Genomic DNA, 26,544 nt, shown 5'->3' with positions numbered 1-26,544 from the left:
GCGAATCGCGCCCGCGGCCCCCGGTCGAGTAGCGTGGCGCACCATGCGTCTCGTCATTGCCCGTTGCTCCGTGGACTACGCGGGCCGGCTCAGTGCCCACCTCCCCTCGGCCCCCCGCCTCATCCTGGTGAAGGCGGACGGTTCGGTCTCCATCCACGCGGACGACCGTGCCTACAAACCCCTCAACTGGATGTCCCCGCCCTGCACCCTCAAGGAGGGTGACGGCAGCGTGTGGACGGTGGAGAACAAGGGCGGCGAGAAGCTCATCATCACCCTGGAAGAGGTGATGCACGACTCCGCCCACGAGCTGGGGGTGGACCCGGGCCTCATCAAGGACGGCGTGGAGGCGCACCTTCAGGAGCTGCTCGCGGACCGGATCGAGACCCTCGGCGAGGGCTACTCGCTCATCCGCCGCGAATACCCCACCGCCATCGGCCCGGTGGACATCCTGTGCCGTGACGCGGACGGCGGGACGGTGGCCGTGGAGATCAAGCGGCGCGGTGAGATCGACGGTGTCGAGCAGCTGACCCGCTACCTCGAACTCCTCAACCGCGACCCGCACCTGGCCCCGGTGAAGGGCGTCTTCGCGGCGCAGGAGATCAAGCCGCAGGCGCGGGTGCTGGCCACCGACCGCGGCATCGGCTGCGTCGTCCTGGACTACAACGCGCTGCGCGGCATCGAGGACGACAAGCTGCGGCTGTTCTGAGTCCGTTCCGGCCGCCCCCTGGCCGCCGGAACGCGCATCGGCCGGGACCCGCGCGGGTCCCGGCCGATGCGCGTTTTCCAGGTGCCGGTCGTGCTCAGGTGTCGGTCGTGCCGCTCCCGGAGCCGGTGGTCCCCGGGCCGCTGCCGCCGGCGCTGCTGGGCGCCGGGTTGCCGGACGTCCCCGTCGGGTCGCCGGTGGTGGGCTTGTCCGTGGGTTTGTCGGTGGGCTTGTCCGTCGGCTTGTCGGTCGGCTTGTCCGTGGGTTTGTCGGTCGGCTTGTCCGTCGGCTCGCCGGTGGGCTTGTCCGTCGGCTTGCCGGACGTGCTCGGGTCGGTGGGCCGGGTGGTCGGCTCGGTCGGCGGCTTGCTGCCGTCCGTCGGCCGGGTCGACGGGGCCGTCGCGCCGGTGCTCGGGGCGGTCGGGCCGCCGGTGCCCGGCTTGCCGCTGGTGCCGGGCGCGGCCGGGGCCGGCGAGCCGTGGCCGGTGCCGGGGCGGGCGCCCTGGCCGGGCCGGGAGGTGCCGCTGCCCGGCTGGTCGGCGGGCAGGCCGCCGCCGTCCTTGCCCGTCTCGGCGGACTGCTCGGTCTTGACCTTGTCGCCCGCGCCGCCGTCGGAGCCCGAGACGGCGCCCAGGGTGACGACGGTGCCCAGTACGGCGACGAGCAGCGCGCCCGCGCCCGCGGCGACCAGGTTGCGCCGGGTGCCGAGCAGCAGGGCCCGGCGCCCCTTGGCCGCGCCGCCGCCCTTGCCGATGCCGCCGGCGGCACTGCGGGTGATCACGGTCGGCGCGGTGGCGTCGACGGCCGGCGCCGCCGCGAGGGCCGCGGGCACCCCGCCGGGCGGCGAGGCCGACTCCTCCGAGCGCGCGTCCGGGATCTCCTCGGCGGCGGCCGCCGCCGTGCCCGCCGGCGGGGTGAACGTGCCGGAGCGGTCCGCGACCAGGGCCAGGGCGCGCCGTCCCGCGACCGTGCCGCGCCGGTCGGAGAGCACGCCGCGCAGCCCTATGGACGCCTCCAGCTCGGCCCTGGCCCGGTCCAGGTTGCCGGTGCACAGCGCGAGCACGCCCAGCTCGTGGTGGAAGTACGCCTCCTCGGCGACCTCGCCGGCGATCCTGGCGGCCTCGGCGCCGTGCCGCAGGCTGCGCTCCCAGGCGCTCCAGTGCAGGGCGGCGGCGAAGGCTGGGGCGGCCGTACGGGCCAGCAGCACGGCGGCGCTGGGGTGGCCGCCGTCCCGGCTGCCGGTCAGCACGCCCATCGCGGCCAGGATCGCGTCGGCCTCGGCGGCGGCCCGCTCGGGGGTGACCGAGGGGTGGCCGGCCCACCAGGCGTAGTGCTGGGCCGCGGTCAGCGCCCGGTCGCCGGCGCCCTCTTCGTACCCGGCGGCCGCCAGCTGGTCCGCCACGGTCGCGGCGAGCCGGTAGTGGGCGCCGGCCGGGGTGATCAGCCCGCAGTCCAGCAGCTCGCCGAGGGCGGCGTCCGCGTGGGTGTCCTGGGCGAGCGCGGGCAGGTGCGCCTGGTGCGGCAGCTCGCCGCCCAGGGCGACGGCGAAGCGCAGCGTCTCGCGCGCCGCCTCGCTCAGCCCGGAGGCGAGCAGCGGCGCGGGCGAGGCGGCCTCGGCGACGGTCGGCAGCGGCAGGTCCCGGGCGTCGTCGGTCTCCTGGGGCGCCTCGTGCGGCTGGTCCGCGTAGACGCCGTACGCGTCGTACACGCCAGGGGTGCCGCGCAGGCGCTGCCGCAGCAGGGCGCCGGCCTGGACGAAGCGCAGCGGCAGCCCCTCGGACTCGAACCACAGGTCGGCGGCCCACGCGGCCTCGTCGTCGGCGAGCGGCCGCCCGACGACGCCCTCCAGCAGTTCTCTGCACGCGGTGCGGCCGATCCCGCCGAGGAAGACCTCTTCCAGGTGGGAGCCCGCGGAGGGGGCGGCGACGTCGGGGGTGGCGGCGAGCAGGAAGGCGCACTCGGGGGTCGCGCCCAGCAGTTCGTCGAGCGCGGCGCCGCCGAATTCGAGGTCGTCCAGGACGACGATGGCGCCGATCTCGCCGAGCAGGCGCAGCAGCTCGCCGCGGTCGGGGCGGTGCAGCGGCGCCCGGTGGACGGCGGCGAACAGCTCGTACATCACGTCGGTGGGCGTGCGGTGGTATCCGGAGAGCCGGACCACCCCGTCGGGCGCGAAGCCTTCGCAGGCGGTGGCGACGGCGTCCAGCAGGCGGGTACGGCCGGAGCCCGAGGGGCCGGTGACGCGGACGGACCTGCCGCGGGACAGCAGCCGCACCAGCCGGTCGGTCTCCTCTTCGCGCTCCAGCAGCGCGCCCTGGCGGCCGGCGGAGACCGGTACGGCGGGCGGCTCGGCGGCGCGGGCCAGTTCGGCGCGCTCCTCGGGGCCGTGCTTGCCGGGGACGGCGGGCTGCTCGCCGGGCGGGCAGGGTTCGATCTCGCTGCCGTCGACCGGGTTGACGGTGAGCAGGTAGGGGCCCGAGACGAGCCGTACGGTGCGCGCGGGCCCGCCGGGGGCGGCGCCGGAGCCGCCGCGCGGGGGCACCGGCGGGCGGCCGGGGTGCTCCTGCTCGCCGTACTCCTCAGGTCCCCGGTTGCTGTTCGGGTCCATGGTGAAAAGCCCCCCAGATGCGCTTGGCGTGCCGTCGACCGCTTGCTTGCCCGGCCGTCCGCACTCCCCCAGCCTACGACCGGGGTGCTCCCCGGCCGCCGCTTCTGGTCCGGTGCCCGCCGTGGCGTGGAAACCGGACGGCGGAGAACCGAACCTTAGACCTTCGCCCAGTATCTACGAAGCGCCGGGGTCCGTTGCTGCCCGGAACGTCACAGTGTTGTGAGAATCCTTCGCGTATGCGGCATTGATCTTGCGCCGGGGCCGGGGGCCGGGGCGCGTCCGTGGGCCGGCGGCCCTCAGACCCGTGGCAGCGACTCCGCCTCGATGCCGCCTTCGATGGCGAGGATGCGGTGCAGGCGGGTGGCCACTAGGAGCCGCTGCATCTGCGGCGGCACGCCGCGCAGTACGAGGCGGCGGTTGGCCCGCCCGGCGCGGCGGTGCGCGCCCATGATCACGCCGAGCCCGGTGGCGTCCCACGAGTCCAGCGCGGTCAGATCCAGCACGAGGTCGCCCTGGCCGGCGTCGACGGCGGCGTGCAGGACGGTACGGGCGTCCGCCGCGCTGCGGACGTCGAGGCGGCCCCCGACGACCAGCTCGGCGTGGTCGCCCCTGATGTGCATATGCGCTCCCCGGGTGATGAGTGCTCGATCGTTACGTCTACAGAACTGACTGCCTCTCATGCGGCGAAGTTGCCGCCTGTAAGCGAACCGATACCGATTTCACCCCTGGGGGTGACGCCGCCGGACCGTGCGGCTGACGCGACGGCTGCCGTGACGGGTGTGCCACCGGTGGCCGGTGTGCCCGCCGCCGGGCCCGGAGCGGTGCCGGGCCCGGCGGCTGACGCGGTGTCAGCGCGGTGCGCGGGCCCGTAGCCGTCCGGCGCGGTATCAGTGCTCGTAGAAGCCCTGCCCACTCTTGCGTCCGATATCGCCGGCATCGACCATCCGCCGCATGATCTCCGGCGGCGCGAACTTCTCGTCCTGCGACTCGGTGTAGATGTTGTCGGTGGCGTGCAGCAGGATGTCCACGCCGGTCAGGTCGGCGGTGGCCAGCGGCCCCATGGCGTGCCCGAAGCCCAGCTTGCAGGCGGTGTCGATGTCCTCGGCGCTCGCCACCCCGGACTCGTACAGCTTCGCCGCCTCGACGACCAGCGCCGAGATGAGACGGGTGGTCACGAAGCCCGCCACGTCGCGGTTGACGACGATGCAGGTCTTGCCGACCGACTCGGCGAACGCGCGGGCTGTGGCGAGGGTTTCGTCGCTGGTCTTGTAGCCGCGCACCAGCTCGCACAGCTGCATCATCGGCACCGGCGAGAAGAAGTGCGTGCCCACCACCCGCTCGGGGCGCCCGGTGGCCGCCGCGATCTTGGTGATCGGGATGGCGGAGGTGTTGGAGGCGAGCACCGCCTCGTCCTTCACCAGCTTGTCCAGGTTCTGGAAGATCTCCCGCTTGACGTCGATCCGCTCGAAGACGGCCTCGACGACGATGTCGGCGTCGGCGGCCGCGTCCAGGTCGGTCGTGGTGGCGATCCGGCCCAGCGCCCGTTCCGCGTCCTCGGCGGCCAGCTTGCCCTTGCCCACGAACTTCTCGTACGACTTCTCGATGCCGCTGCGGCCGCGGGCCAGCGCCCCTTCCGTCACATCGCGGAGGACGACCTCCCAGCCCGCCTGGGCCGAGACCTGCGCGATGCCGGAACCCATGAGTCCGGCCCCGATGACGGCGAGCTTCTTTGCCACTGGCTGTCCCCTAACACGCTGTGCACGTAACGGCTCTCGGCAGTGACGTTAGCGCCCACCGGCGATCGATAGGAGGGTTAGAGATGCGCGTCACGTCTCAGATGACGGACATCACACCGCGCGGCCTCACCGGCCGCCGCGCACGGCGTAGTTGAGGACCTTTCCGCCGAGCGCGTCCTCCAGCTCGTCCAGCAGGGCGAGCGCTTCGCGTGACACCTCGCCGGGTGCGCGCCCGGCCATCATCTCGCGGCCGATGTACGTCGTGAGGGTGGCGTGCACCCAGTTGAGCTGGCCCGCCACCATGAGCGGCAGCCAGTCGTCCGCCGCCGCGCCGGCCTCCTGCCGCAGGGCCTCCTCCAGGCGGGTGAGCTGCTCCTGCTGGAGGTGCCAGAGCCGGGCCTTGAGGGACGCGGCGCCCTCGATGACGCGCAGGAAGCGGTCGTAGCCCTCGATCAGCCCGACGGCGGGTGACACCGCCTCGACCTGTTCGCGCAGCTCGCGCAGGACGGCGGCGGCGGCGGACTCCCCCTCGTCCCGGCCGCGCACATACCGCGCGAGGCGGTCCACCAGCCCGGCGCTGCGGTCCATGAAGAGGTCTTCCTTGGCCGGGAAGTAGTTGTAGACCGTGTTGACCGAGACGTCGCAGACCTCGGCGATCTCCGCGATGGTCACCGCGTCGAAGCCGCGCTCCAGGAACAGGCCGGTGGCCATGTCGGAGATGTGCTGGCGGGTCTGCCGCTTCTTGCGCTCCCTGAGCCCTTCTGCCATGCGCCCATCGTAAGCCTTCTTGGACCTCATTGATTTTTGGGGCCATTGCAAATTTCCACTGGCTCTGTTTTTCTGTCCCGCATGGCAGTCATCACCACGACCGGGCTGGCCCGGACGTTCACCACCCCACGCGGCACCGTCGAAGCCGTACGCGGCATCGACCTCACCGCCGAGCGCGGCGAGATCCTCGGCCTCCTCGGCCCGAACGGCGCCGGCAAGACCACCACCCTGCGCATGCTCACCACGCTCCTCGCCCCCACCGGCGGCAGCGCGACGGTGGCCGGCTGCGACCTCGCCCGCGACCCGGCCGGCGTACGGCGCAACAGCGGTTACGTCGCCCAGTCCGGCGGCGTGGACCCCGCCGTCTCCGTACGCGAGGAACTGGTGACCCAAGGGCGGCTCCACCGCCTGCCGAAGGCCGCGGCCGCGGCCCGCGCCGGCGAACTGGCGCACGCCCTCGGCCTCGACGGGCTGCTGGACCGCGCGTGCGGGGCGCTGTCCGGCGGACAGCGGCGGCGCCTGGACATCGCGCTGGGCCTGACGCACCGGCCCGCGGTGCTCTTCCTGGACGAGCCGACGACCGGGCTCGACCCCGGCAGCCGGGCCGGCCTGTGGGAGCTGGTCCGGCGGCTGCGTGCGGACTTCGGCACCACCGTCGTCCTGACCACCCACTACCTCGACGAGGCGGACGCGCTCGCCGACCGCCTCGTCGTCGTGGACCAGGGCGTGGTCGCCGCCGAGGGCACCCCGCGCGCGCTCAAGACCGAGTATGCCGGCTCACCCGACGCGTCCCTCCAGGACGCCTTCCTCGCGATCACCGGGCGCGGTCCGGCACCCGCCGACCACACCCCCGTAGCCGTCTGACCACCCCTCCCCCAGGAGCCCCGCATGCCCTCCGTCCTGTCCGACACGGCCCTGATCTTCGGGCGCTACGCCCGGCAGACCCTGCGCTCCAAGATGCAGATGCTCTTCGGCGTCCTGATGCCCCTGCTGTACCTGCTGTTCTTCGGCCCGCTGCTGACCGGCATGCCGCTGGCCTCCGAGGGCAGCTCCTGGCAGGTCCTGGTTCCCGGCCTGCTGCTCCAACTCGTGCTCTTCGGCGCGTCGTTCTGCGGCTTCTCCATCATCCTTGAGAAGCAGTACGGCGTGCTGTCCCGGATGCGGGCAACGCCCGTCAGCCGGCTCGCGCTGCTGCTGGGCAGGGTGCTGCGGGACGCGGCGCTGCTCACCCTCCAGTCGGTGCTGCTGGTGCTGGCGGCGCTGGTGATGGGGCTGCGGGCGCCGCTGGGCGGCATCCTCATCGGTTTCGCGTTCGTCGCCGCGACGGCCGTCGCGCTGTCCTCGCTCTCGTACGCGCTGGCCATGAAGGTCGCCACACCCCAGGAGTTCGGGCCCGTCGTCAACGCCGCCACGATGCCCACGATGCTGCTGTCCGGCCTGATGCTGCCCATGGCCCTGGCTCCCGGCTGGCTCGACGCGCTCTCGCACGCCATGCCGCTGCGCTACCTCGTGGACGGCGTCCGCGCGGCGTACGTCGGCGACTACACCGGGGCGCCCGTGCTGTACGGCGCGCTGGTCGCGGCCGGGCTCGCCGCGCCGGCCGCTGCCGTCTGCGCCCGCGCCTTCCGCAAGGCCGCGGCGTAGGCTCGCCCGTATGGTCAATCTGACGCGCATCTACACCCGTACCGGCGACAAGGGCACCACCGCCCTCGGCGACATGAGCCGCACCGCCAAGACCGACACGCGCATCGCGGCGTACGCCGACGCCAACGAGGCCAACGCGGCGATCGGCGTGGCCGTCGCGCTGGGCTCGCTGCCGGAGGACGTGGTCAAGGTCCTCGTCCGGGTGCAGAACGACCTCTTCGACGTGGGCGCCGACCTGTCCACGCCGGTGGTGGAGAACCCGGAGTTCCCGCCGCTGCGCGTCGAACAGACCTACATCGACAAGCTGGAGGCCGACTGCGACCACTACCTGGAGAGCCTGGAGAAGCTCCGCAGCTTCATCCTTCCCGGCGGTACGGCGGGCGCCGCGCTGCTGCACCAGGCGTGCACGGTCGTCCGCCGCGCCGAGCGCTCCACCTGGGCGGCCCTGGAAATGCACGGCGACACCATGAACCACCTCACCGCCACCTACCTCAACCGCCTCTCCGACCTCCTGTTCATCCTGGCCCGCACCGCCAACAAGGAGCTGGGCGACGTGCTGTGGGTGCCGGGCGGCGAACGGTAGGACGGGCTACTGGGACGCGGGCGGGCCCTGTCGGCCGGCCCCGGCGCGGTCGCGGTCCTCCGCGCCGCCCGGGGGCAGGTGGCCCGCCGGCGCCTTCTTCGGCCAGATCGTATAGCTCACCGCGATCACCAGGTTGATGCCGATGACGAAGAGCATCTTGGTCTGCCAGTCGTGCAGCGAAGTGGTCTGCGCGGGGTCGCCCACATACCAGGCCGCGAGCTGCAGCAGCCCGATCGCGATGAGCGCGGCGAGAATCCAGCGGCCCGCCGACTGCCACTCGAAGACCGTGCGCTCCCTGCCGTACTTCGGCACCGGCACCGGCGGGGGGCCGCCCGCGAAGCGGTGGGCGAAACGGACGTCCACCCACTTGATCGTGCGGTGCCCCAGCGCGACCGAGAAGCCGATGTAGACGGCGGCCAGCCCGTGCTTGATGTCGGCCTGCGCGCCGTTCTTCAGGTCCACGGCCGTGGCGACCATCAGGACCAGCTCCAGCACCGGTTCCAGCAGCAGTACGGCGGCGCCGGTACGCGGCAGCTTCGCCAGGTACCGCAGGCTCAGCCCGATGGCCAGCAGCACCCAGAAGCCGACCTCGCAGATGACGATCAACGCGACGATCACGGGACTCCCCTTCTTTCCTGTCCCCTCCAGCCTCGCCCCGGAAACCGGCCGTCACCTCGTCGCACGCGACGATCCCGCACTGCATCTTTCGATGTACCGCGCGGCCGCCCGGCTTCGCCCGTGCCGTGGAGGCAGCGGGCCGCGCCGCCGTGTTTGATGGAGACGTGACCGCACGACCCTTCGCCGCCCTCGCACGGCCGCACCGCGACGACGTGCGCATCGCGGTCTGCGGGCTGCTCGGCGGCCTGCTGCTGTACGGGCTGGGGCTGCGCACCGGCCCCCCGCTGCTGGACCTGCCCGGCTGGCTGGCGCTGGTGGCCCTGGCCGCCATGTCCGGTGCCGAACTGCTGCGCCGCGTCGCCCCGCGGACCTCGCTGGCCGTGGCCACCGCCGCGCTCGCCGTGGACGTGTCCAGCTCCGGACTGGTCGCCACGGTCGTGATGTTCACCGACATCATGTACGCCGCGGTGCTGTACGGGCCGCCGGCCACCGCCCGGCGCGTGCCGGTCATCAGCATCCTGCTCACCGTCGTCGCCACCATCGTCCCGGCGGCGATCCTGCGGGACCCCCAGGCCCTGCTGATCGGCGTCGGCGTCGGCGTGATCACCGTCGGCCCCGCCTGGACCGGCGTCATCATCCGCGAGCACCGCAACGCCGCCCTGGCCGCCCGGCTGGAGGCCGAACAGGTCGCGCTGCTGGCCGAGATGGACCGTACGCAGGCCATCGTGGCGGAACGCGCCCGGATGGCCCGCGAACTGCACGACATGGTCGCCAACCACCTGTCCGCCATCGCGATCCACTCCACGGCCGCGCAGGCCATAGACGACCCGGCGGCCAGCCGCGAGGCGCTCGGCGTGATCCGCGAGAACAGCGTCCAGGGCCTCGCCGAGATGCGGCGCCTGATCGGGCTGCTGCGGGACGAGAAGGCCCCCGGCGGTGCGGCGGAGGCCCAGGCGACGCCGACGCTGGAGGGGGTCGAGGCGCTGCTGGCGCAGGCCCGCGTCAACGGGGCGAGCAGCGGCCTGACGTTCACCCTGGAGGACGCCAGGGACGCGGGCGGCGGCACGCGGCTGCCCGCGCCGGTCGAACTGGCCGCGTACCGCATCGTGCAGGAATCCCTGACCAACGCGCTCAAGCACGCCGCGCCCGGCGAGGTCGTGGTCCGCCTCGCCCACGACACCGGCGGCCCGCTCACCGTCCACGTCACCAGCCCCTTCGGCGACCGGCCCGGGCCACGCGCGCCCGGCTCCGGCGCCGGCCTGATCGGCATGCGGGAGCGGATCGAACTGCTCGGCGGCCGCTTCGAGGCCGGTCCGGAGGACGGCGGCGGGCACGGCGGCAGCAAGATATGGCGGGTGCGGGCCACCCTGCCGGTCCGCGAGGAGGAAGAGGAACGATGACAGCTGCCACCGGCCGCCCGGTCCGGGTACTGATCGCCGAGGACCAGTCCGCCGTGCGGGCCGGCCTCGTACTGATCCTGCGCTCCGCCGCCGACATCGAGGTGGCGGGGGAGGCCGCGGACGGCGAGGAGGCGGTACGGCTGGCCCGCGAGCTGCGGCCCGACCTCGTACTGATGGATGTTCAGATGCCCAAGCTGGACGGCGTGTCGGCCACCCGGGAGATCGTCGCCGAGGGATTGGCGGACGTGCTGGTGCTGACCACCTTCGACCTGGACGAGTACGTGTTCGGGGCGCTGCGCGCCGGCGCCGCCGGGTTCCTGCTCAAGGACAGCGAGGCGGCGGCGCTGCTGGACGCGGTGCGCACGGTGGCCGCGGGCGAGGGGCTGATCGCCCCTGCGGTGACCCGCCGGCTGATCGCGGAGTTCGCCAACCCCCGCGGCGTACGGCAGCCGGGGAGCGGCTCTGCGCCGGACCCGGCCGTCCTGGACGCGCTGACCCGCCGCGAGCGCGAGGTGCTGGGCTGCCTGGGCATGGGCCTGTCGAACGCCGGCATCGCGGAACGCCTGGAGATGGCGGAGGCCACCGTCAAGACGCACGTCAGCCGCCTGCTGGGGAAGCTGGAGCTGCGCAGCCGGGTGCAAGCGGCGGTATTGGCGCAGGAATTGGGTGTCAGCGACGGCTGATACGGGTAGCGGCCGCCGCGGTCCCGCGCGGCGCGGCGGAGGGCGCCACCCACTTTGGTCCAGACCTCTTGACCGTAGGTCTGGACCTTTTTACGCTCCCTTCACATCTTTGCGGTGAGCGCGCCCCACAGCGCTCACCGGGCGGCGCAGGTTCCCCCACCTTCCCCACCCCCTTACCTGGGAGCATCCGTGACACCCGGAACCTTGATACGCACCACCCACGCCCGACGAAGAGCCCTCGCGGCCCTCACCGCCCTCCTCCTGCCCGTGGCCGCGCTCATCGGCCTGGCCGGTGCCTCCCCGGCGCACGCCGCCGAGTCGGCGACCGCCGCGTACACCAAGGTCTCCGACTGGGGTACCGGCTTCCAGGGGCAGTGGACGGTGAAGAACACCGGCACCACCACCATCAACGGCTGGACCGTCGAGTGGGACTTCCCCTCCGGCACCACCGTCGGCTCCGCCTGGGACGCCCAGGTCAGCGGCTCGAACGGGCACTACACCGCCAAGAACCTCAGCTGGAACGGCACCATCTCCCCCGGTGCCTCGGTCAGCTTCGGGTTCATCGGCACCGGCTCCGGCGGCGGCGACGTGACCGGCTGCAAGCTCAACGGCGGCCCCTGCGACGGTACGCAGCCCGGCGACACCCCGCCCTCCGCGCCCGGCAAGCCGGTGGCGAGCAACGTCACCGACACCTCCGTACGCCTCAGCTGGACCGCGGCCACCGACGACAAGGGCGTCAAGAACTACGACATCCTCCGCAACGGCACCAAGGTCGCCACCGTCGAGAAGCTCGCCTACACCGACAGCGGCCTGACGAAGGACACCGACTACACCTACACGGTCGTCGCCCGCGACACCGCCGACCAGACCGGCCCCGCCAGCACCCCCACCACCGTCCGCACCACCGGCGGCGGACAGCCCGGTGACACCCCGCCCTCCGCGCCCGGCAAGCCGGTGGCGAGCGACATCACCGACACCTCCGTACGCCTCAGCTGGACCGCGGCCACCGACGACAAGGGCGTCAAGAACTACGACGTGCTGCGCGACGGCACGAAGGTCGCCACGGTCGAGAAGCTGGCCTACACCGACAGCGGCCTCACCAAGGGCACCGACTACACCTACACGGTCGTCGCCCGCGACACCGCCGACCAGACCGGCCCCGCCAGCGCCCCCACCACCGTCCGCACCACCGGCGGCGGCGGACAGCCGGTCGACGCCGTCAAGCTGGGCTACTTCACCGAGTGGGGCGTCTACGACCGCAACTACCACGTGAAGAACCTGGTCACCTCCGGCTCCGCGAGCAAGCTGACGCACGTCAACTACGCCTTCGGCAACGTCCAGGGCGGCAAGTGCACCGTCGGCGACGCCTACGCGGCCACCGACAAGGCGTACACCGCCGACCAGAGCGTGGACGGCGTCGCCGACACCTGGGACCAGCCGCTGCGCGGCAACTTCAACCAGCTCAAGAAGCTCAAGGCGAAGTACCCGAACATCAAGATCCTGTGGTCCTTCGGCGGCTGGACCTGGTCCGGCGGCTTCACCGACGCCGTCAAGAACCCCGCGGCCTTCGCCGACTCCTGCTACCAGCTGGTCAACGACCCGCGCTGGGCCGGCCTCTTCGACGGCATCGACCTGGACTGGGAGTACCCCAACGCCTGCGGCCTGACCTGCGACACCAGCGGCCCGGCGGCCTTCAGCACCATGATGAAGGCGTTCCGTGACAAGTTCGGCAAGCAGCTGGTCACCGCAGCGATCACCGCCGACGGCTCGGACGGCGGCAAGATCGACGCGGCCGACTACGGCGGCGGCGCGCAGTACGCCGACTGGTACAACGTCATGACGTACGACTTCTTCGGCGCCTGGGACAAGACCGGCCCCACCGCCCCCCACTCGCCCCTGACGTCCTACACCGGCATCCCGAAGCAGGGCTTCAACACCGACGCGGCCCTGCAGAAGCTCAAGGCCAAGGGCGTCCCCGCGAAGAAGCTGCTGATCGGCATCGGCTTCTACGGGCGCGGCTGGACCGGCGTCACCCAGGACGCCCCCGGCGGCACCGCCACCGGCCCGGCCCCCGGCAAGTACGAGGCGGGCATCGAGGACTACAGGATCCTCAAGACGAGCTGCCCGTCCACCGGCACCGTCGCCGGCACCGCCTACGCGCGCTGCGGCAGCAACTGGTGGAGCTACGACACCCCGGCGACGATCGTCGGCAAGATGAACTACGCCAAGCAGCAGGGACTGGGCGGCGCGTTCTTCTGGGAATTCAGCGGCGACACGGCCGACGGTGAACTGATGACCGCCATCGACAGCGGCTTGAAGTAACCCGGCCGCACCCCCGACCGGCCGGGGAGGCGGCGTCGCCCCCGCCTTCCCGGCCTCCGGCCGTTCCAGCCGAAGTACGGCCTCAGGCCACGTTCACCCTCCCCCAGACTCCGTCCGGGGGGACCCCCAACCAACGAACCCCTCTTATTCAAGCCACATTGACTCTCCCCCAGACTCCGTCCGGGGGGACCCCCAATCAACGAACCCCTCTTATTCAAGCCACATTGACTCGTTGCCCCGGAGGCGCCGCCTCCAGCCAGGCCAGGAAGCCCGTCAGGGCGTCTTCGCTCATGGCCAGCTCCAGCCTCGTACCGCGGTGGCGGCAGGCGAGCACGACGGAGTCGGAGAGCAGGGCCAGCTCTTCCTCGCCCTGCGGGGTGCGCCGCTCCAGCACCTCAATGGAGAAGCGCTCCAGGACACGGCGCGGACGGGGCGCGTACGAGAAGACGCGGAACCACTCGACGCGGTCACCGTTGTAGCGCGCGACGCCGTAGATCCAGCCTTTGCCGCTGGGCTCGGCCTCCTCGTCGGGCACGTTCCACCGCAGGCTGCAGTCGAAGGTGCCGCCGGAGCGCTGGATGAGCCGTCTGCGCAGTCCGAAGACGAAGAGCCCCAGCAGCACCAGTACGACAACCGCGCCGCTCACAAGCAGAGCGAGGACCATCTCCACCGACCTCCTCGCCTCGTATCCGGGGAACGCACCTGCATTGCCTCAGCCGCGGACCGCCCTGGTGGAAACCAGCGCAGCCCGCGGCTGAGGGACTTGCCTCGTCGGTGGTGGGCTCAGTGCACGCCCGCCACCGCACGCAGCCGGACATCGGCGCGGCGCTCGGCGGCCGCGTCGGCCTCCGACTTCGCCCGCTCCAAGGCCCGCTCCGCGCGCTGGACATCGATCTCGTCCGACAGCTCGGCGATCTCCGCGAGCAGAGACAGCTTGTTGTCGGCGAACGAGATGAAGCCGCCGTGCACGGCGGCGACGACGGTGCCGTCACCGTCCTCGCCGGTCGTACGAATCGTCACCGGGCCGGATTCCAGCACGCCGAGCAGCGGCTGGTGCCCCGGCATGACGCCGATGTCGCCCGACGAGGTGCGCGCGACGACCAGGCTGGCCTCGCCCGACCAGACCTGACGGTCGGCGGCGACCAACTCGACGTGCAGCTCAGCCACGATGGCTCCTCGGGTCTCCACCTGCCGGGTACGGCAGATGTTGGGTCAAATACTAGTGGTCGTACGGACCGGGGGCGGCCATGGCCGCCCCCGGAACGAGGCCGGCCGTCAGGAGACGCCCAGCTCCTTGGCGTTCGCCTTCAGGTCCTCGAGGCCACCGCACATGAAGAACGCCTGCTCGGGGAAGTGGTCGTACTCGCCGTCGGCGATCGCGTTGAACGCCGCGATGGACTCGTCCAGCGACACGTCCGAGCCGTCGACACCGGTGAACTGCTTCGCCACGTGGGTGTTCTGCGACAGGAAGCGCTCGATGCGGCGGGCGCGGTGGACGGTGAGCTTGTCCTCCTCGCCCAGCTCGTCGATGCCGAGGATCGCGATGATGTCCTGCAGGTCCTTGTACTTCTGCAGGATCGTCTTGACCCGCGAGGCACAGCTGTAGTGGTCCTGCGAGATGTAGCGCGGGTCCAGGATGCGGGACGTCGAGTCCAGCGGGTCCACCGCCGGGTAGATGCCCTTCTCCGAGATCGGACGCGACAGAACGGTGGTCGCGTCCAGGTGGGCGAAGGTGGTGGCCGGCGCCGGGTCGGTCAGGTCGTCCGCGGGGACGTAGATCGCCTGCATCGAGGTGATCGAGTGACCACGGGTCGAGGTGATGCGCTCCTGGAGGAGGCCCATCTCGTCCGCCAGGTTCGGCTGGTAACCCACCGCGGACGGCATGCGGCCGAGCAGGGTGGACACCTCGGAACCCGCCTGGGTGTACCGGAAGATGTTGTCGATGAAGAAGAGGACGTCCTGCTTCTGGACGTCACGGAAGTACTCCGCCATCGTCAGACCGGCCAGCGCCACCCGCAGACGGGTGCCCGGGGGCTCGTCCATCTGGCCGAAGACCAGCGCGGTCTTGTCGATGACGCCGGAGTCCGTCATCTCCTCGATGAGGTCGTTGCCCTCACGGGTGCGCTCGCCGACACCGGCGAACACCGACACACCGTCGTGGTTGTTGGCCACGCGGTAGATCATTTCCTGGATGAGGACGGTCTTGCCGACGCCCGCACCACCGAACAGACCGATCTTGCCGCCCTTGACGTACGGGGTCAGCAGGTCGATGACCTTGACGCCGGTCTCGAACATCTCGGTCTTGGACTCCAGCTGGTCGAAGCTGGGGGCCTTGCGGTGGATCGGCCAGCGCTCGTTGACCTCGACCGTGGACGGGTCCACGTTCAGGATCTCGCCGAGGGTGTTGAACACCTTGCCCTTGGTGACGTCACCGACGGGCACGGTGATGCCCTCGCCGGTGTCGGTCACCGCGGCCTGGCGGACCAGGCCGTCGGTGGGCTGCATCGAGATCGCGCGGACCACGCCGTCACCCAGGTGCTGGGCGACCTCAAGGGTCAGCGTCTTCTTCTTGCCGGCCTCGGCCGGGTCGAGGACCTCGACGGTCAGCGCGTTGTAGATGTCCGGCATCGCGTCGACGGGGAACTCCACGTCGACGACCGGGCCGATGACCCGCGCGACGCGGCCCGTCGCCGTGGCCGTCTCAACAGTGGTGGTCATAGTTGTCAGTCACTCCCCGCGGTCGCGTCGGCCAGTGCGCTCGCGCCACCGACGATCTCGCTGATTTCCTGGGTGATTTCGGCCTGGCGGGCCGCGTTGGCAAGCCGCGAGAGCGACTTGATGAGTTCTTCCGCGTTGTCGGTCGCCGACTTCATCGCGCGCCGCGTGGCGGCGTGCTTCGAGGCGGCGGCCTGCAGCAGCGCGTTGTAGATGCGCGACTCGACGTACCGCGGCAGCAGGGCGTCCAGGACGTCCTCCGCCGACGGCTCGAAGTCGAACAGCGGCAGGATCTCGCCCTTGGCCGACTCCTGCGCCTCCTCGGCCGTCTCTTCGAGGCTGAGCGGCAGCAGCCGGTTGTCGACCGGCGTCTGCGTCATCATCGAGACGAACTCGGTGTAGACGATGTGCAGCTCGTCCACGCCGCCCTCGGCCGTGTCCTGCTGGACGGCGGCGATCAGCGGCCCGGCGACGGCCTTGGCGTCCGCGTACGTCGGGCTGTCGGTGAAGCCGGTCCACGAGTCCGTGACCTTGCGCTCACGGAACGAGTAGTACGAGACACCCTTGCGGCCGACGATGTAGGAGTCGACCTCCTTGCCCTCGGCCTTGAGCCGCTCGGTGAGCTGCTCGGCGGCCTTGATGGCGTTGGAGGAGTAGCCGCCCGCCAGACCGCGGTCGCTCGTGATGAGCAGCACCGCGGCCCGCGTGGGGTTGTCCGCCTCGGTCGTCAGGGCGTGCTTGGTGTTCGAGCCGGTGGCAACCGCCGTCACCGCGCGGGTCAGTTCACTCGCGTACGGCGTCGATGCCGCCACCTGGCGCTGCGCCTTGACGATGCGCGAGGCGGCGATCATCTCCATCGCCTTGGTGATCTTCTTGGTCGCGGTGACGGAGCGGATGCGACGCTTGTAGACCCGGAGCTTGGCTCCCATGGATCAGGTCCCTTCCGTCGTCACTTGCTCGTGCTGACCGGAGCGTCCTCACCGAGAAGCTTGCCGTCCGAGGTCTCGAACTGCTGCTTGAAGGCGGTGACGGTGTCGGCGAGAGCCTGGATGGTGTCGTCGGACATCTTGGCGCCCTCGGCGATGCTGGTGAGCAGCTCCTTCTTCTCGCGGCCCATCCAGTCCAGCAGCTCGCGCTCGAAGCGGCGGACGTCCTCGACCGGGACGTCGTCCATGTGGCCGTTGGTGCCGGCCCAGATGGAGACGACCTGCTCCTCGACGGGGTACGGGGCGTACTGACCCTGCTTGAGCAGCTCGGTCATGCGCTGACCACGGGCGAGCTGGGCCTTGGAGGCCGCGTCCAGGTCGGAACCGAAGGCGGCGAACGCCTCCAGCTCACGGAACTGGGCGAGGTCCACGCGGAGCCGGCCGGAGACCTGGCGCATGGCCTTGTGCTGGGCCGAGCCACCGACGCGGGAGACCGAGATACCGACGTTCAGCGCCGGGCGCTGGCCCGCGTTGAACAGGTCGGACTCCAGGAAGCACTGGCCGTCGGTGATGGAGATGACGTTGGTCGGGATGAACGCCGACACGTCGTTCGCCTTGGTCTCGACGATCGGCAGGCCCGTCATCGAACCGGCGCCGAGCTCGTCGGAGAGCTTCGCGCAGCGCTCCAGCAGGCGGGAGTGCAGGTAGAAGACGTCACCCGGGTACGCCTCACGGCCCGGCGGACGGCGCAGCAGCAGGGACACGGCGCGGTAGGCGTCGGCCTGCTTCGAGAGGTCGTCGAAGATGATCAGGACGTGCTTGCCCTGGTACATCCAGTGCTGGCCGATGGCCGAGCCGGTGTAGGGCGCCAGGTACTTGAAGCCCGCCGGGTCGGACGCCGGGGCGGCGACGATGGTGGTGTACTCCAGGGCACCGGCCTCCTCCAGCGCGCCGCGCACGGACGCGATGGTGGAGCCCTTCTGGCCGATGGCGACGTAGATGCAGCGGACCTGCTTCTTCGGGTCGCCGGAACGCCAGTTGTCGCGCTGGTTGATGATCGTGTCGACGGCCAGGGCGGTCTTGCCCGTCTGGCGGTCGCCGATGATCAGCTGACGCTGGCCGCGGCCGATCGGCACCATCGAGTCGACGGCCTTGTAGCCGGTCTGCATCGGCTCGTGGACCGACTTGCGGACCATGACGCCCGGAGCCTGGAGCTCCAGGGCGCGGCGGCCCTCGGACTCGATCTCGCCGAGGCCGTCGACCGGGTTGCCCAGCGGGTCGACGACGCGGCCGAGGTAACCCTCGCCCACGGCGACCGAGAGCACCTCACCGGTGCGGCGCACCGGCTGGCCCTCCTCGATACCGCTGAACTCACCGAGGACAACCGCACCGATCTCGCGCTCTTCCAGGTTCAGCGCAAGACCGAGCGTGCCGTCCTCGAACTTCAGCAGCTCGTTCGCCATCGCCGAGGGAAGACCCTCGACCTTCGCGATGCCGTCACCGGCCTCGCTGACCGTCCCGACCTCCTCGCGCGAGGCCGCGTCCGGCTTGTACGCCTGGACGAAGTTCTCCAGCGCGTCCCGGATCTCCTCCGGCCGGATCGTGAGCTCCGCCATCTGGGTTCCCTGCTCTCCTTGTTGGGCCCGTCGTCGTTTACGGGGGTCATGCACGTCCCCCCGCCGCAGGCAGGGGCGGTTGCCCCCGTGATGTCACTGCGTCCACGGCCCAACTCGGGCCGCCGTACTACTTCTTGAGTTGGTGGGTGGGTCAGCCGGCCATCCGCCGGGACGCCTCGTCGAGGCGCTCCGCGATGGTGCCGTTGATGACCTCGTCGCCGATCCGGACCTGCACTCCGCCGAGGACCTCGGGGTCCACGTCGAGGTTCAGGTGGACCTGCCGTCCGTACACCGAAGCCAGTGCCGCGCCGAGGCGCTGCCGCTGGGTGTCGCTGAGCGGAACCGCGGAGGTGACCACCGCGACCATCCGGTCCCGGCGCGCCGCGGCCAGCTTCGACAGGGCGTCCAGCCCCGCTTCCAGGCTACGGCCCCGCGGCTGTGCGACAAGCCGGACCACGACCCGCTCGGTGACCGGGTTGGACCGGCCGCCCAGCAGCGAGCGCAGCAGCTCGGCCTTGGCCGGGCCCTGCGCGGTGCGGTCGGTCAGCGCGGCCCGCAGGTCGTTCGACGAGGCCACGATGCGGCCGAACCGGAACAGCTCGTCCTCGACGTCGTCGAGGGCGCCGGCCCGCTGCGCCGCGACGAGGTCGGCGGAGTACGCCAGCTCCTCCGTCGCGTCCGCCAGGTCGCGCGAGCGCGACCAGCGGGAGCGGACCATGCCGGAGAGCAGGTCGACGGTCTCGCCGCCGACCTGGCCGCCGAACAGACGCCCGGCCAGCTCGGCCTTGGCCTCGCCGGCCTGCGCCGGGTCGGTGAGGACCCGACGCAGCGACACCTCGCGGTCGAGCAGAGCGGTGACGGCAGCCAGCTCCTCGGCGAGCTTCGCGGCGTCGACGGCAATGTTGTCCGTCAGCGCGTCGAGCTGCTCGCGTGCGGAGGCGAGTGCCTCGCGGCTCGCTCCATTCATCGGCCGGCCTCTGCCTTCGTCGAGTCCGACGCCGCCTTGGCCTCAAGCTCGTCGAGGAAGCGGTCGATGGTCCGGCTCTGGCGGGCGTGGTCCTCGAGGGACTCGCCGACCAGCTTGCCCGCCAGGTCGGTGGCGAGCTTGCCCACGTCCTGGCGCAGCGACTGCGCGGCCTGCTTGCGGTCCGCCTCGATCTGCGCGTGGCCGGCAGCGATGATCTCCTCACGCTGCCGCTGGCCCTCGGCGCGCATCTCGGCGATCAGGGTCGCTCCCTGCTCCTGCGCCTCCTGGCGCAGCCGGGCGGCCTCGTGGCGCGCGTCGGCGAGCTGGGACCGGTAGTCCTCCAGGACCTGCTGGGCTTCGGCCTGTAGGGCCTCCGCCTTCTCGATACCGCCTTCGATCTTCACGCGGCGCTCGTCCAGAACCTTGTTGATGTTCGGGAGGAGCTTCTTCGCGAGGAAGCCGAAGACGATGAAGAAAGCGATCAGGCCGATGACCAGCTCTGGAATCGGCGGGACGAGGGGGTTCTCAGGAACCTCCGCCGCCATGTTCACCAGGGCGCTCACATCAATGCCTTCCGTCTAAGTGGCGTCGTCGGTGCGTTCCGTGATTAGGACGGGTACGCGTAGCCCATGACGATGCCGATGAGGGCGAGCGCCTCGCAGAAGGCGAAGCCCATGATCTGGTTGGTGCGGATCAGGCCGGCGGCCTCGGGCTGGCGGGCCAGGGCCTGGGTGCCGTTACCGAAGATGATGCCGACGCCGACGCCGGGGCCGATGGCGGCGAGGCCGTAGCCGATCGAAGCGACGTTGCCAGTGAGGCCGGCGGCGAGTTCGAGAGTCGCGGACATGCCGTGTCTTCCTTCTCTTTCATGGACCGGTGGGGGTTGGCCACCGGACGTCTGGTGGGACTGCTGGAGTACCTGGGGGCTCAGTGGTGCTCGGCGAGCGCGCCCTGGATGTAGTTACAGGCCAGGAGCACGAAGATGTACGCCTGGATGGCCTGGATGAAGAGCTCGAAAGCCGTCATCACGATGGTCATGACGAACGAGACGCCCGCGTAGGCGATGCCGATGCCGTTCAGCAGGTACCAGCTGGCGACGGTGAACATCAGGATGAGCATGTGGCCCGCGAACATGTTCGCGAACAGTCGGACCGCATGCGTGAAGGGCCGGATGATCAGGTGCTGCAGCAGCTCCAGGAACATGATCAGCGGGAGGACCCAGCCGAGCGACTTGTCGTAGCCGGTGAGGTTCTTCAGACCGCCGACGAAGCCCTGCCGCTTGAACGTCAGCACCAGCCAGGTGATGTACACCACCAGGGCCAGACCCATGGGGAACGCGATGACCGAGGTCACCGGGAACTGGGCGAGCGGAATGATCGACCACAAGTTCATGATCCACACGAAGAAGAACAGCGCGACCATGAAGGGGACGAACTTCTCGCCCTCCTTCTTGCCGAGCGCGTCGTAGACGAGCCCGCGGCGCACGAAGTCGTAACCCGCCTCGCCGATCATCTGCAGCTTGCCGGGCACCACCTTGGCGCGACCGAAGGCGGCCCAGAAGAACGCCACGATGATCACGGTGCTGAGCAGAGCCAGCAGCATCGGCTTGTTGAACTCGTAGCCACCGATGGTGAAAAGGGGCTCGAAGACGAACGAATGAAGGCCCGGGGCCTCGAAGCCACACCCCGGGATAAAGAGGTGGCACTCCGTGTCGAGGGCGAGCATCGTTTCAGCACTCACCGCGAGCTCCTTCAGCGTGGCGCATGGGTACGGCAACCTCGTTGTGTCGGCGCGGCATTGAGCCACGGTGCGGCACTGGACTGGTCTTACGGATTGGGGGGCAGCTGACCGGCGCGGGGCCGGATCGGTTCACAGGCGTCGGCCGGGCTCGCAACCGGTTCCCTCGTTCGGGACCTGGAAGCTCAGCCGCCTGCGCCGACTGCGCCGCAGTTGGCACCGGACGATAGCAGGCTCTCGCGTGGGCTTTTATTCCGGCCCTACGCCTCACGTCCGCGACCCCGCGGTTTCCGCCTTCTTCGACTCGGCGGATTCGGGATTCACGTAGAGAATCCTTGCCTTCATATAGCTGCGGGCCTGGAAGGCGATCCACACCAGGACCGTGGCGAGCAGGGTGAAGGCGAACGCCCTGACGTTGAAGAGCGTGGTGTCCTTGAAGACGATCATGAAGATCGCGACCGCCAGGATCTGCACCGCGTACAGCAGCAGCCCCATCATCTGGAATAGATCGGGGAGGCGCTTCGCGGTCTGCTGGAGGACCACCAGGCCGGACCCCATCAACACCAGGACCAGCACCGTTCCGATGAGCGCCCCGATCGCCCCCGGCCCGCCCGCGACCACAGCACTGATCACGACGCCGACGGCGCCGGTGGCGAGTGAGGGTACGGAGACATTGGCAAGTAGGCGGGCGTCAGTGGACTGCATGGCGGCGCTCCGGCAGGAAAATGGGGGTGGTGTCGTCAGGGACGAGCGTAGACCCGGCCTGAGGGAGAACCTGAGGCCGATGGACCGTCGCACTACGGTCCTTCGGCTCTGTCGCCGGGTTTCGTGAACGGTATCACAAACTATTTGATGAGGTCTTTACCTGCTCGGTGTGCTACCCGTCACACGTGAGCAGTAACCCGCGCGTTGGAGCGCGACACACTCATCTTCGGTCTGCTATGGGACCTATTGGGCGGATTTTCGAGCGTCGCCCGTGCGAGCGACACGCTGTCTCAGCGATGACTTCCGGCCTTCCGGCGGTCCGTGAAGCGCGACCGGTCGCCGATCGCAGTGGCCCCGTTGATCCCCGCCGGCACCGGCCGCCGCCCCCCATCCGCGGCGTCCGGATGCCCGGCCTCCTCGATCGCCGCGCTCTCGGCGGCCGCGGCGGCCACGGCCGCCGCCTGCACGCTGCGCCGGTACCGCGGCGGAACCATCCACTCCGCCCAGCGCGGCGCCCTCGGCGTGAACCGCGGCAGCAGCAGGAGCACCAGCCCGATCGCGCTCAGCAGCACGATGCCCATCACGACCCACACGCTGGCGTTGTTCACCGAGTACGCCACGGCGCCGAAGGCGATCAGCGCGGACCAGAAGTACATGATCAGGACGGCCCGGCTGTGCGAATGGCCGATTTCCAGCAGTCGGTGGTGCAGGTGGCCGCGGTCGGCGGCGAACGGCGACTGGCCCTTCCAGGTACGGCGCACGATGGCCAGCACCAGGTCCGCGACCGGCACCGCGATGATCGTCAGCGGCAGCAGCAGCGGGATGTAGACCGGCACCATCGCGTGGGTGGCCTCGCGGACGCTGCCCGCCTTCAGGTTGAGTAGGTCCGGGTCCACCTGGCCGGTCACCGAGACCGCGCCGGCCGCCATGACCAGCCCGATCAGCATCGAGCCCGAATCCCCCATGAAGATCCGCGCCGGGTGCATGTTGTGCGGCAGGAAGCCCAGGCACATGCCCATCAGGACGACCGAGAACAGCGTCGCGGGCGCGGCCGCCTCGATGCCGTACCCGAACCACATCCGGTACGCGTACATGAAGAAGGCCGCGGCGGCGATGCACACCATGCCCGAGGCCAACCCGTCCAGGCCGTCCACGAAGTTGACGGCGTTGATGGTGATGACGACCAGAGCGACCGTCAGCAGCGTGCCCTGCCAAGGGCTCAGCGAGACGGTGCCGATGCCGGGCACCGGAATCCACAGGATCGTCAGGCCCTGAAGGACCATCACACCGGCGGCGATCATCTGCCCGCCGAGCTTGACCAGCGCGTCCACGCCCCACTTGTCGTCCAGCACGCCCAGCACCCAGATCAGCGCGGCGCCCGACAGCAGCGCGCGCGGCTCGTTGGAGTGCTCGAAGACGGACTTGAGGTTGGTGAGGTGGGCGGCGACCAGCAGACCCGCGCACAGCCCGCCGAACATGGCGATGCCGCCGAGGCGCGGGGTGGGTTCGCGGTGCACGTCACGCGCGCGGATCTCCGGCATCGCGCCTGCCGCGATGGCGAATTTCCGTACCGGCCCGGTCAGGAGGTAAGTGACCGCGGCCGTGACGCACAGCGTCAGCAGGTATTCACGCACGGGCTGCCCCATTGGTATCGCTGGCCATCACAGCCACACACCATATGCGTGTCCGCCCCCTATCCGTGAACGTAAGGGAAGACAACCCGCTCAGGCGAACGGTTCCCGGCCTCAGCCCCGATCGGGATATGGCGGAAAGCGCCGGACCAATGCCACGGTTCCCGCGCGGGCCCGCGGGTCCTCCCGGACGGCCGCCGCGAGCAGCGCGCCGGCCCGTACGGCCTCCTCCTCGCCCATCCCCTGGGTGGTCAGCGCCGCGGCGCCCAGCCGCAGCCCCGGCCGGCGCCCCGACGGGTCCTCGGCACACGGCAGGGCACAGGTGTCCAGCACGATCCCCGCCGCCGCGCAACGCCCCCTGGCCGTACGGGCGTCCACCCCCAGCGGCGCCGGATCGGCGGTGATCAAGTGGGTGTCCGTACCCCCGGTGGTGACCGTCAGCCCCTCCTCCTCCAGAGAGGCGGCCAACGCCCGCGCGTTGGCGACGGCCTGCCGGGCGTAGGCCGCGAAGGCATCGGTGGCGGCCTCGCCGAAAGCGACGGCCTTGGCGGCGACGGAGTTCATCTGAGCGCCGCCCTGGGTGAAGGGGAAAACGGCCCGGTCGATGCGCTCGGCCAGCTCGGCGCGGCACAGGATCATCCCGCCGCGGGGGCCGCGCAGGACCTTGTGGGTGGTGGCGCACACGACGTCCGCGTACGGCACGGGACTGGGCGCCACTCCCCCGGCGACCAGCCCGATGGGGTGGGCGGCGTCCGCGATGAGATACGCGCCCACCTCGTCGGCGATCTCCCGGAAGACGGCGTAGTCCAGATGCCGCGGATAACAGATCGAGCCGCAGACGATGGCTTTCGGCCGATGCCGGCGGGCCAGCTCGCGCACCTCCTCGTAGTCCAGCAGCCCCGTGTGCGGATCGACGCCGTACCCGGCGAAGTCGAACCAGCGGCCGGAGAAGTTGGCGGGCGAACCGTGGGTGAGGTGCCCGCCGTGCGGCAGCGCCATGGCCAGGACGGTGTCCCCCGGGCGCAGCAAGGCGGCGTAGGCGGCCAGCACGGCCGAAGAGCCGGAGTGCGGCTGGACGTTGGCGTGCTCGGCGCCGAACAGGTCCGTGGCGCGCTCCACGGCGAGGCGCTCGGCGAGGTCCACGACCTCGCAGCCGCCGTGGTGCCGGGCGCCGGGGTAGCCCTCGGCGTACTTGTTGGCGAGCGGGGAGCCGAGGGCGGCGAGCACGGCCCGCGAGGTGAAGTTCTCGGCGGCGACGAGCTGCAGCCCGTCGCCCTGCCGCGCCGCCTCGCCCAGCAGCACCCCGGCGATCTCCGGGTCCTGCTCCAGCAGCGCGGCGAAGTCGGGGCTCCAGGAGGGCACCGCGTAGCCGCCCGCCCGCCGGGCAGCCGTGGTCTCGCTCCGGGGTGACGCGGTGGTGGCGGACATGGCTGGCTCCGGGCCTCGTAGGAACGTAGTCCCAATGTAGGCGCGGAGCGCCATCCGGGCGCGCCGGATGTGCCGCCCGTGGACGCGCTACCCGCCCCACAGACCGAATCGAACGTGATCGTCCCCCCAGCGGGGGCTTACCCAAAGGCGGCCGCCACGAAGCCCGGCGGCCCGAGGCGGCGCCGGGCCCGGGGCCGACCGCCCGTCCTCCAGGCCGAATCGAACGCCACGTCCCCCCACCGGGGGCCTACCCAAGCGCCGCCGCCACGAAGCCACGGCAACCCGAGGCGGCGCGCCAGACCCCGGCCGCCCCCCTCCAGGCCGAATCGAACGCCACATCCCCCCACCGGGGGCCTACCCAAGCGCGGCCGCCACGAAGCCGCAGAGCGTCCTCCGCGCCCCCCAGAGCCCCGTTCGCGGTCCCGCCGCCCCGAGGGTCAGGCGCGGGCCGGAACTCCCGTCAGGGCGGTCACCACGGGGTCCAGCGCCTGGTTGATCTCGTCGCCGATGGAGCGGAAGAACGTGATGGGCGCGCCGTACGGGTCGTAGACCTCGTCCGCCTCCGGGTTCGGTGCCAGCAGCCAGCCGCGCAGCGCGGCGGCGGCGCCGACCAGGGCGCGGGCGCGCTCGACCAGCCCGCCGCCGGGCAGCGCCGGGTCGGGCTCGGGCAGCGTGGCCGGGTCTATGGCCCGTACGAGGCGGTTGAACTCCTTCAACGTGAAGGTGCGCAGTCCCGCCGAATGGCCCATGGAGATGACCTGGGCACGGTGGTCGCGGGTGGCGGTCAGGACGAGGTCGGCCCGGATGACGTGCTCGTCCAGCAGCTCGCGGCCGGTGAAATCGGCCGGATCCGCTCCGTAATCGGCCAGAACGGTGGCGGCGTGGGTCTCCATGGGCGCGCCTTCGTGGCCCCAGGTGCCGGCGCTCTCCACGACCAGGCCGCCGCGGTCCTCGCCCAGACGCAGGTCGAGGGCGTGCCGGTGGAGCCGCTCGGTGATGGGCGAGCGGCAGACGTTGCCGGTGCTGACGTGGAGGATGCGGAAGGTGCGGTAGGTGTCCTCGCCGGGTCCCGCTATGCCACGCCCCATGGGGGCAATCAATTCGCCACCTCAAGGTCCGGTACCACCTTGCGCAGCTCCTCCGCGCTGATCGCGCCCGCGCGCAGCAGCATCGGCACCGGGCCCGTGACGTCCACGATGGAGGACGGCACGGCGGCGGGGGTCGGGCCGCCGTCCAGGTAGACGGAGACGGAGTCGCCGAGCATTTCCTGGGCCGCGTCGCAGTCCTGCGGCGACGGGTGGCCGGTGAGGTTGGCGCTGGAGACGGCCATCGGGCCGAACTCGGTGAGCAGCTCGATGGCGACCGGGTGCAGCGGCATGCGGACCGCGACCGTGCCGCGGGTCTCGCCCAGGTCCCAGGTCAGCGACGGCTGGTGGGTGGCGACCAGGGTGAGCGCGCCGGGCCAGAAGGCGTCGACCAGTTCCCATGCCTGCTCGGAGAAGTCCGTGACGAGCCCGTGGAGGGTGTTCGGGGAGCCGACGAGCACGGGCGAGGGCATGCCGCGCCCGCGGCCCTTGGCCTGGAGCAGGTCACCGACGGCCTCGGCACTGAACGCGTCCGCGCCGATGCCGTAGACGGTGTCGGTCGGCAGCACGACCAGCTCGCCGCGACGGACGGCCGATGCGGCCTCGCGCAGACCGGTCGCGCGGTCGGTCGCGTCGCTGCAGTCGTAACGCCGTGCCATTTAACGGACCTCC

General features: G+C 71.1%; 26 protein-coding genes. 7 read left to right on the top strand and 19 right to left on the bottom strand.

Annotated elements, in window-relative coordinates; genetic code table 11:
• Positions 1-43: 43 nt before the first annotated feature.
• Positions 44-706: an endonuclease NucS gene (nucS, locus tag ACH4OW_RS18230; protein WP_360132050.1), complete on the top strand. Its 663-nt coding sequence runs from the start codon at positions 44-46 to the stop codon at positions 704-706.
• Positions 707-800: 94 nt separating this feature from the next.
• Here nucS and ACH4OW_RS18225 read toward each other — a convergent pair whose 3' ends face one another.
• The 4 genes from ACH4OW_RS18225 to ACH4OW_RS18210 form a co-directional block, all read right to left on the bottom strand.
• Positions 801-3,308, bottom strand: coding sequence for an ATP-binding protein (locus ACH4OW_RS18225; protein ID WP_398028859.1), 2,508 nt, complete (start codon positions 3,306-3,308; stop codon positions 801-803).
• Between the two features lie 296 nt (positions 3,309-3,604).
• Positions 3,605-3,928 carry an STAS domain-containing protein gene (locus ACH4OW_RS18220; RefSeq protein ID WP_360132056.1) on the bottom strand — a complete coding sequence of 108 codons (324 nt, stop codon included), beginning with the start codon at positions 3,926-3,928 and terminating at the stop codon, positions 3,605-3,607.
• Positions 3,929-4,195: 267 nt separating this feature from the next.
• Positions 4,196-5,044, bottom strand: a complete 849-nt coding sequence (locus tag ACH4OW_RS18215) for a 3-hydroxyacyl-CoA dehydrogenase family protein (RefSeq protein WP_398028857.1) — start codon at positions 5,042-5,044, stop codon at positions 4,196-4,198.
• Between the two features lie 126 nt (positions 5,045-5,170).
• Positions 5,171-5,812 (bottom strand): TetR/AcrR family transcriptional regulator, encoded by a 642-nt coding sequence (locus ACH4OW_RS18210; protein WP_360132062.1) that lies wholly within the window; start codon positions 5,810-5,812, stop codon positions 5,171-5,173.
• An 81-nt stretch (positions 5,813-5,893) separates the two neighbouring features.
• Between ACH4OW_RS18210 and ACH4OW_RS18205 the strand changes: the two genes are divergently transcribed.
• The 3 genes from ACH4OW_RS18205 to ACH4OW_RS18195 are packed head-to-tail and all read left to right on the top strand — an operon-like array spanning position 5,894 to position 8,039.
• On the top strand, positions 5,894-6,676 hold the full coding sequence (locus tag ACH4OW_RS18205; protein ID WP_360132064.1) for an ATP-binding cassette domain-containing protein: 783 nt from the start codon (positions 5,894-5,896) through the stop codon (positions 6,674-6,676).
• Positions 6,677-6,700: 24 nt separating this feature from the next.
• Positions 6,701-7,456, top strand: coding sequence for an ABC transporter permease (locus ACH4OW_RS18200; protein WP_398028854.1), 756 nt, complete (start codon positions 6,701-6,703; stop codon positions 7,454-7,456).
• A 10-nt stretch (positions 7,457-7,466) separates the two neighbouring features.
• Complete coding sequence (locus ACH4OW_RS18195; protein ID WP_360132070.1) at positions 7,467-8,039, top strand: cob(I)yrinic acid a,c-diamide adenosyltransferase; 573 nt, start codon at positions 7,467-7,469, stop codon at positions 8,037-8,039.
• Positions 8,040-8,045: 6 nt separating this feature from the next.
• Here ACH4OW_RS18195 and ACH4OW_RS18190 read toward each other — a convergent pair whose 3' ends face one another.
• Complete coding sequence (locus ACH4OW_RS18190) at positions 8,046-8,657, bottom strand: hypothetical protein (RefSeq protein WP_398028851.1); 612 nt, start codon at positions 8,655-8,657, stop codon at positions 8,046-8,048.
• A gap of 164 nt (positions 8,658-8,821) precedes the next feature.
• On the opposite strand from ACH4OW_RS18190, the gene ACH4OW_RS18185 reads away from it, so the two are divergent.
• The 3 genes from ACH4OW_RS18185 (at position 8,822) to ACH4OW_RS18175 (ending at position 13,062) form a co-directional block, all read left to right on the top strand.
• The gene (locus tag ACH4OW_RS18185) at positions 8,822-10,057 is read left to right on the top strand and encodes a sensor histidine kinase (protein WP_398028848.1); all 1,236 of its coding nucleotides are present in this window, start codon (positions 8,822-8,824) and stop codon (positions 10,055-10,057) included.
• Entirely contained in the window at positions 10,054-10,740 is a 687-nt protein-coding gene (locus ACH4OW_RS18180; RefSeq protein WP_360132079.1) for a response regulator transcription factor, read from the top strand. The genes ACH4OW_RS18185 and ACH4OW_RS18180 overlap by 4 nt, the downstream gene beginning before the upstream one ends.
• Before the next feature lie 189 nt (positions 10,741-10,929).
• Positions 10,930-13,062, top strand: coding sequence for a glycosyl hydrolase family 18 protein (locus tag ACH4OW_RS18175; RefSeq protein ID WP_398028845.1), 2,133 nt, complete (start codon positions 10,930-10,932; stop codon positions 13,060-13,062).
• A gap of 214 nt (positions 13,063-13,276) precedes the next feature.
• Here the strand turns inward: ACH4OW_RS18175 and ACH4OW_RS18170 are convergent, their stop codons facing one another.
• From ACH4OW_RS18170 to ACH4OW_RS18105, 14 genes are all read right to left on the bottom strand, one after another.
• A complete protein-coding gene (locus tag ACH4OW_RS18170) occupies positions 13,277-13,726 on the bottom strand; it encodes a DUF2550 domain-containing protein (protein ID WP_360132083.1) in 450 nt (149 codons plus the stop codon).
• A 119-nt stretch (positions 13,727-13,845) separates the two neighbouring features.
• On the bottom strand, positions 13,846-14,229 hold the full coding sequence (locus ACH4OW_RS18165; RefSeq protein ID WP_003981308.1) for a F0F1 ATP synthase subunit epsilon: 384 nt from the start codon (positions 14,227-14,229) through the stop codon (positions 13,846-13,848).
• 108 nt (positions 14,230-14,337) lie between these two features.
• Positions 14,338-15,780, bottom strand: coding sequence for a F0F1 ATP synthase subunit beta (gene atpD / locus ACH4OW_RS18160; protein ID WP_360132086.1), 1,443 nt, complete (start codon positions 15,778-15,780; stop codon positions 14,338-14,340).
• 5 nt (positions 15,781-15,785) lie between these two features.
• Complete coding sequence (locus ACH4OW_RS18155; protein WP_360132089.1) at positions 15,786-16,706, bottom strand: F0F1 ATP synthase subunit gamma; 921 nt, start codon at positions 16,704-16,706, stop codon at positions 15,786-15,788.
• Positions 16,707-16,726: 20 nt separating this feature from the next.
• Positions 16,727-18,319 carry a F0F1 ATP synthase subunit alpha gene (atpA, locus tag ACH4OW_RS18150; protein WP_398028839.1) on the bottom strand — a complete coding sequence of 531 codons (1,593 nt, stop codon included), beginning with the start codon at positions 18,317-18,319 and terminating at the stop codon, positions 16,727-16,729.
• Positions 18,320-18,470: 151 nt separating this feature from the next.
• The gene (locus ACH4OW_RS18145) at positions 18,471-19,286 is read right to left on the bottom strand and encodes a F0F1 ATP synthase subunit delta (protein WP_360132094.1); all 816 of its coding nucleotides are present in this window, start codon (positions 19,284-19,286) and stop codon (positions 18,471-18,473) included.
• The gene (locus ACH4OW_RS18140; protein ID WP_398029083.1) at positions 19,283-19,831 is read right to left on the bottom strand and encodes a F0F1 ATP synthase subunit B; all 549 of its coding nucleotides are present in this window, start codon (positions 19,829-19,831) and stop codon (positions 19,283-19,285) included. Before ACH4OW_RS18140 ends, ACH4OW_RS18145 begins: the two co-directional genes overlap by 4 nt.
• 62 nt (positions 19,832-19,893) lie before the next feature.
• The gene (gene atpE / locus ACH4OW_RS18135) at positions 19,894-20,133 is read right to left on the bottom strand and encodes an ATP synthase F0 subunit C (protein WP_030022192.1); all 240 of its coding nucleotides are present in this window, start codon (positions 20,131-20,133) and stop codon (positions 19,894-19,896) included.
• Positions 20,134-20,213: 80 nt separating this feature from the next.
• Positions 20,214-21,011 carry a F0F1 ATP synthase subunit A gene (gene atpB, locus ACH4OW_RS18130; RefSeq protein WP_360132311.1) on the bottom strand — a complete coding sequence of 266 codons (798 nt, stop codon included), beginning with the start codon at positions 21,009-21,011 and terminating at the stop codon, positions 20,214-20,216.
• 279 nt (positions 21,012-21,290) lie between these two features.
• The gene (locus tag ACH4OW_RS18125; protein WP_360132100.1) at positions 21,291-21,728 is read right to left on the bottom strand and encodes a hypothetical protein; all 438 of its coding nucleotides are present in this window, start codon (positions 21,726-21,728) and stop codon (positions 21,291-21,293) included.
• 290 nt (positions 21,729-22,018) lie between these two features.
• Entirely contained in the window at positions 22,019-23,374 is a 1,356-nt protein-coding gene (locus tag ACH4OW_RS18120) for an MraY family glycosyltransferase (RefSeq protein ID WP_360132103.1), read from the bottom strand.
• Positions 23,375-23,473: 99 nt separating this feature from the next.
• Positions 23,474-24,787, bottom strand: a complete 1,314-nt coding sequence (gene glyA / locus ACH4OW_RS18115) for a serine hydroxymethyltransferase (protein WP_398028836.1) — start codon at positions 24,785-24,787, stop codon at positions 23,474-23,476.
• 437 nt (positions 24,788-25,224) lie between these two features.
• On the bottom strand, positions 25,225-25,887 hold the full coding sequence (locus ACH4OW_RS18110; protein ID WP_398028833.1) for a protein-tyrosine-phosphatase: 663 nt from the start codon (positions 25,885-25,887) through the stop codon (positions 25,225-25,227).
• Complete coding sequence (locus tag ACH4OW_RS18105; protein WP_360132112.1) at positions 25,884-26,531, bottom strand: L-threonylcarbamoyladenylate synthase; 648 nt, start codon at positions 26,529-26,531, stop codon at positions 25,884-25,886. Before ACH4OW_RS18105 ends, ACH4OW_RS18110 begins: the two co-directional genes overlap by 4 nt.
• Positions 26,532-26,544 lie beyond the last annotated feature (13 nt).

This window comes from Streptomyces sp. NPDC017056, from assembly GCF_044332485.1.
Taxonomy (GTDB): Bacteria; Actinomycetota; Actinomycetes; order Streptomycetales; family Streptomycetaceae; genus Streptomyces.
This window is presented reverse-complemented; position numbering and strand designations above follow the sequence as displayed.

Coding starts and splice junctions, on each gene's coding strand:
- ACH4OW_RS18205 (WP_360132064.1), top strand. CDS start 5,894: ATGGCAGTCATCACCACGACCGGGCTGGCCCGGACGTTCACCACCCCA.
- atpA (WP_398028839.1), bottom strand. CDS start 18,319: ATGGCGGAGCTCACGATCCGGCCGGAGGAGATCCGGGACGCGCTGGAG.
- ACH4OW_RS18220 (WP_360132056.1), bottom strand. CDS start 3,928: ATGCACATCAGGGGCGACCACGCCGAGCTGGTCGTCGGGGGCCGCCTC.
- ACH4OW_RS18210 (WP_360132062.1), bottom strand. CDS start 5,812: ATGGCAGAAGGGCTCAGGGAGCGCAAGAAGCGGCAGACCCGCCAGCAC.
- ACH4OW_RS18200 (WP_398028854.1), top strand. CDS start 6,701: ATGCCCTCCGTCCTGTCCGACACGGCCCTGATCTTCGGGCGCTACGCC.
- glyA (WP_398028836.1), bottom strand. CDS start 24,787: ATGTCCGCCACCACCGCGTCACCCCGGAGCGAGACCACGGCTGCCCGG.
- atpD (WP_360132086.1), bottom strand. CDS start 15,780: ATGACCACCACTGTTGAGACGGCCACGGCGACGGGCCGCGTCGCGCGG.
- ACH4OW_RS18105 (WP_360132112.1), bottom strand. CDS start 26,531: ATGGCACGGCGTTACGACTGCAGCGACGCGACCGACCGCGCGACCGGT.
- ACH4OW_RS18170 (WP_360132083.1), bottom strand. CDS start 13,726: ATGGTCCTCGCTCTGCTTGTGAGCGGCGCGGTTGTCGTACTGGTGCTG.
- atpB (WP_360132311.1), bottom strand. CDS start 21,011: ATGCTCGCCCTCGACACGGAGTGCCACCTCTTTATCCCGGGGTGTGGC.
- ACH4OW_RS18180 (WP_360132079.1), top strand. CDS start 10,054: ATGACAGCTGCCACCGGCCGCCCGGTCCGGGTACTGATCGCCGAGGAC.
- ACH4OW_RS18140 (WP_398029083.1), bottom strand. CDS start 19,831: ATGGCGGCGGAGGTTCCTGAGAACCCCCTCGTCCCGCCGATTCCAGAG.
- ACH4OW_RS18155 (WP_360132089.1), bottom strand. CDS start 16,706: ATGGGAGCCAAGCTCCGGGTCTACAAGCGTCGCATCCGCTCCGTCACC.
- ACH4OW_RS18145 (WP_360132094.1), bottom strand. CDS start 19,286: ATGAATGGAGCGAGCCGCGAGGCACTCGCCTCCGCACGCGAGCAGCTC.
- ACH4OW_RS18120 (WP_360132103.1), bottom strand. CDS start 23,374: ATGGGGCAGCCCGTGCGTGAATACCTGCTGACGCTGTGCGTCACGGCC.
- atpE (WP_030022192.1), bottom strand. CDS start 20,133: ATGTCCGCGACTCTCGAACTCGCCGCCGGCCTCACTGGCAACGTCGCT.
- ACH4OW_RS18225 (WP_398028859.1), bottom strand. CDS start 3,308: ATGGACCCGAACAGCAACCGGGGACCTGAGGAGTACGGCGAGCAGGAG.
- ACH4OW_RS18195 (WP_360132070.1), top strand. CDS start 7,467: ATGGTCAATCTGACGCGCATCTACACCCGTACCGGCGACAAGGGCACC.
- nucS (WP_360132050.1), top strand. CDS start 44: ATGCGTCTCGTCATTGCCCGTTGCTCCGTGGACTACGCGGGCCGGCTC.
- ACH4OW_RS18125 (WP_360132100.1), bottom strand. CDS start 21,728: ATGCAGTCCACTGACGCCCGCCTACTTGCCAATGTCTCCGTACCCTCA.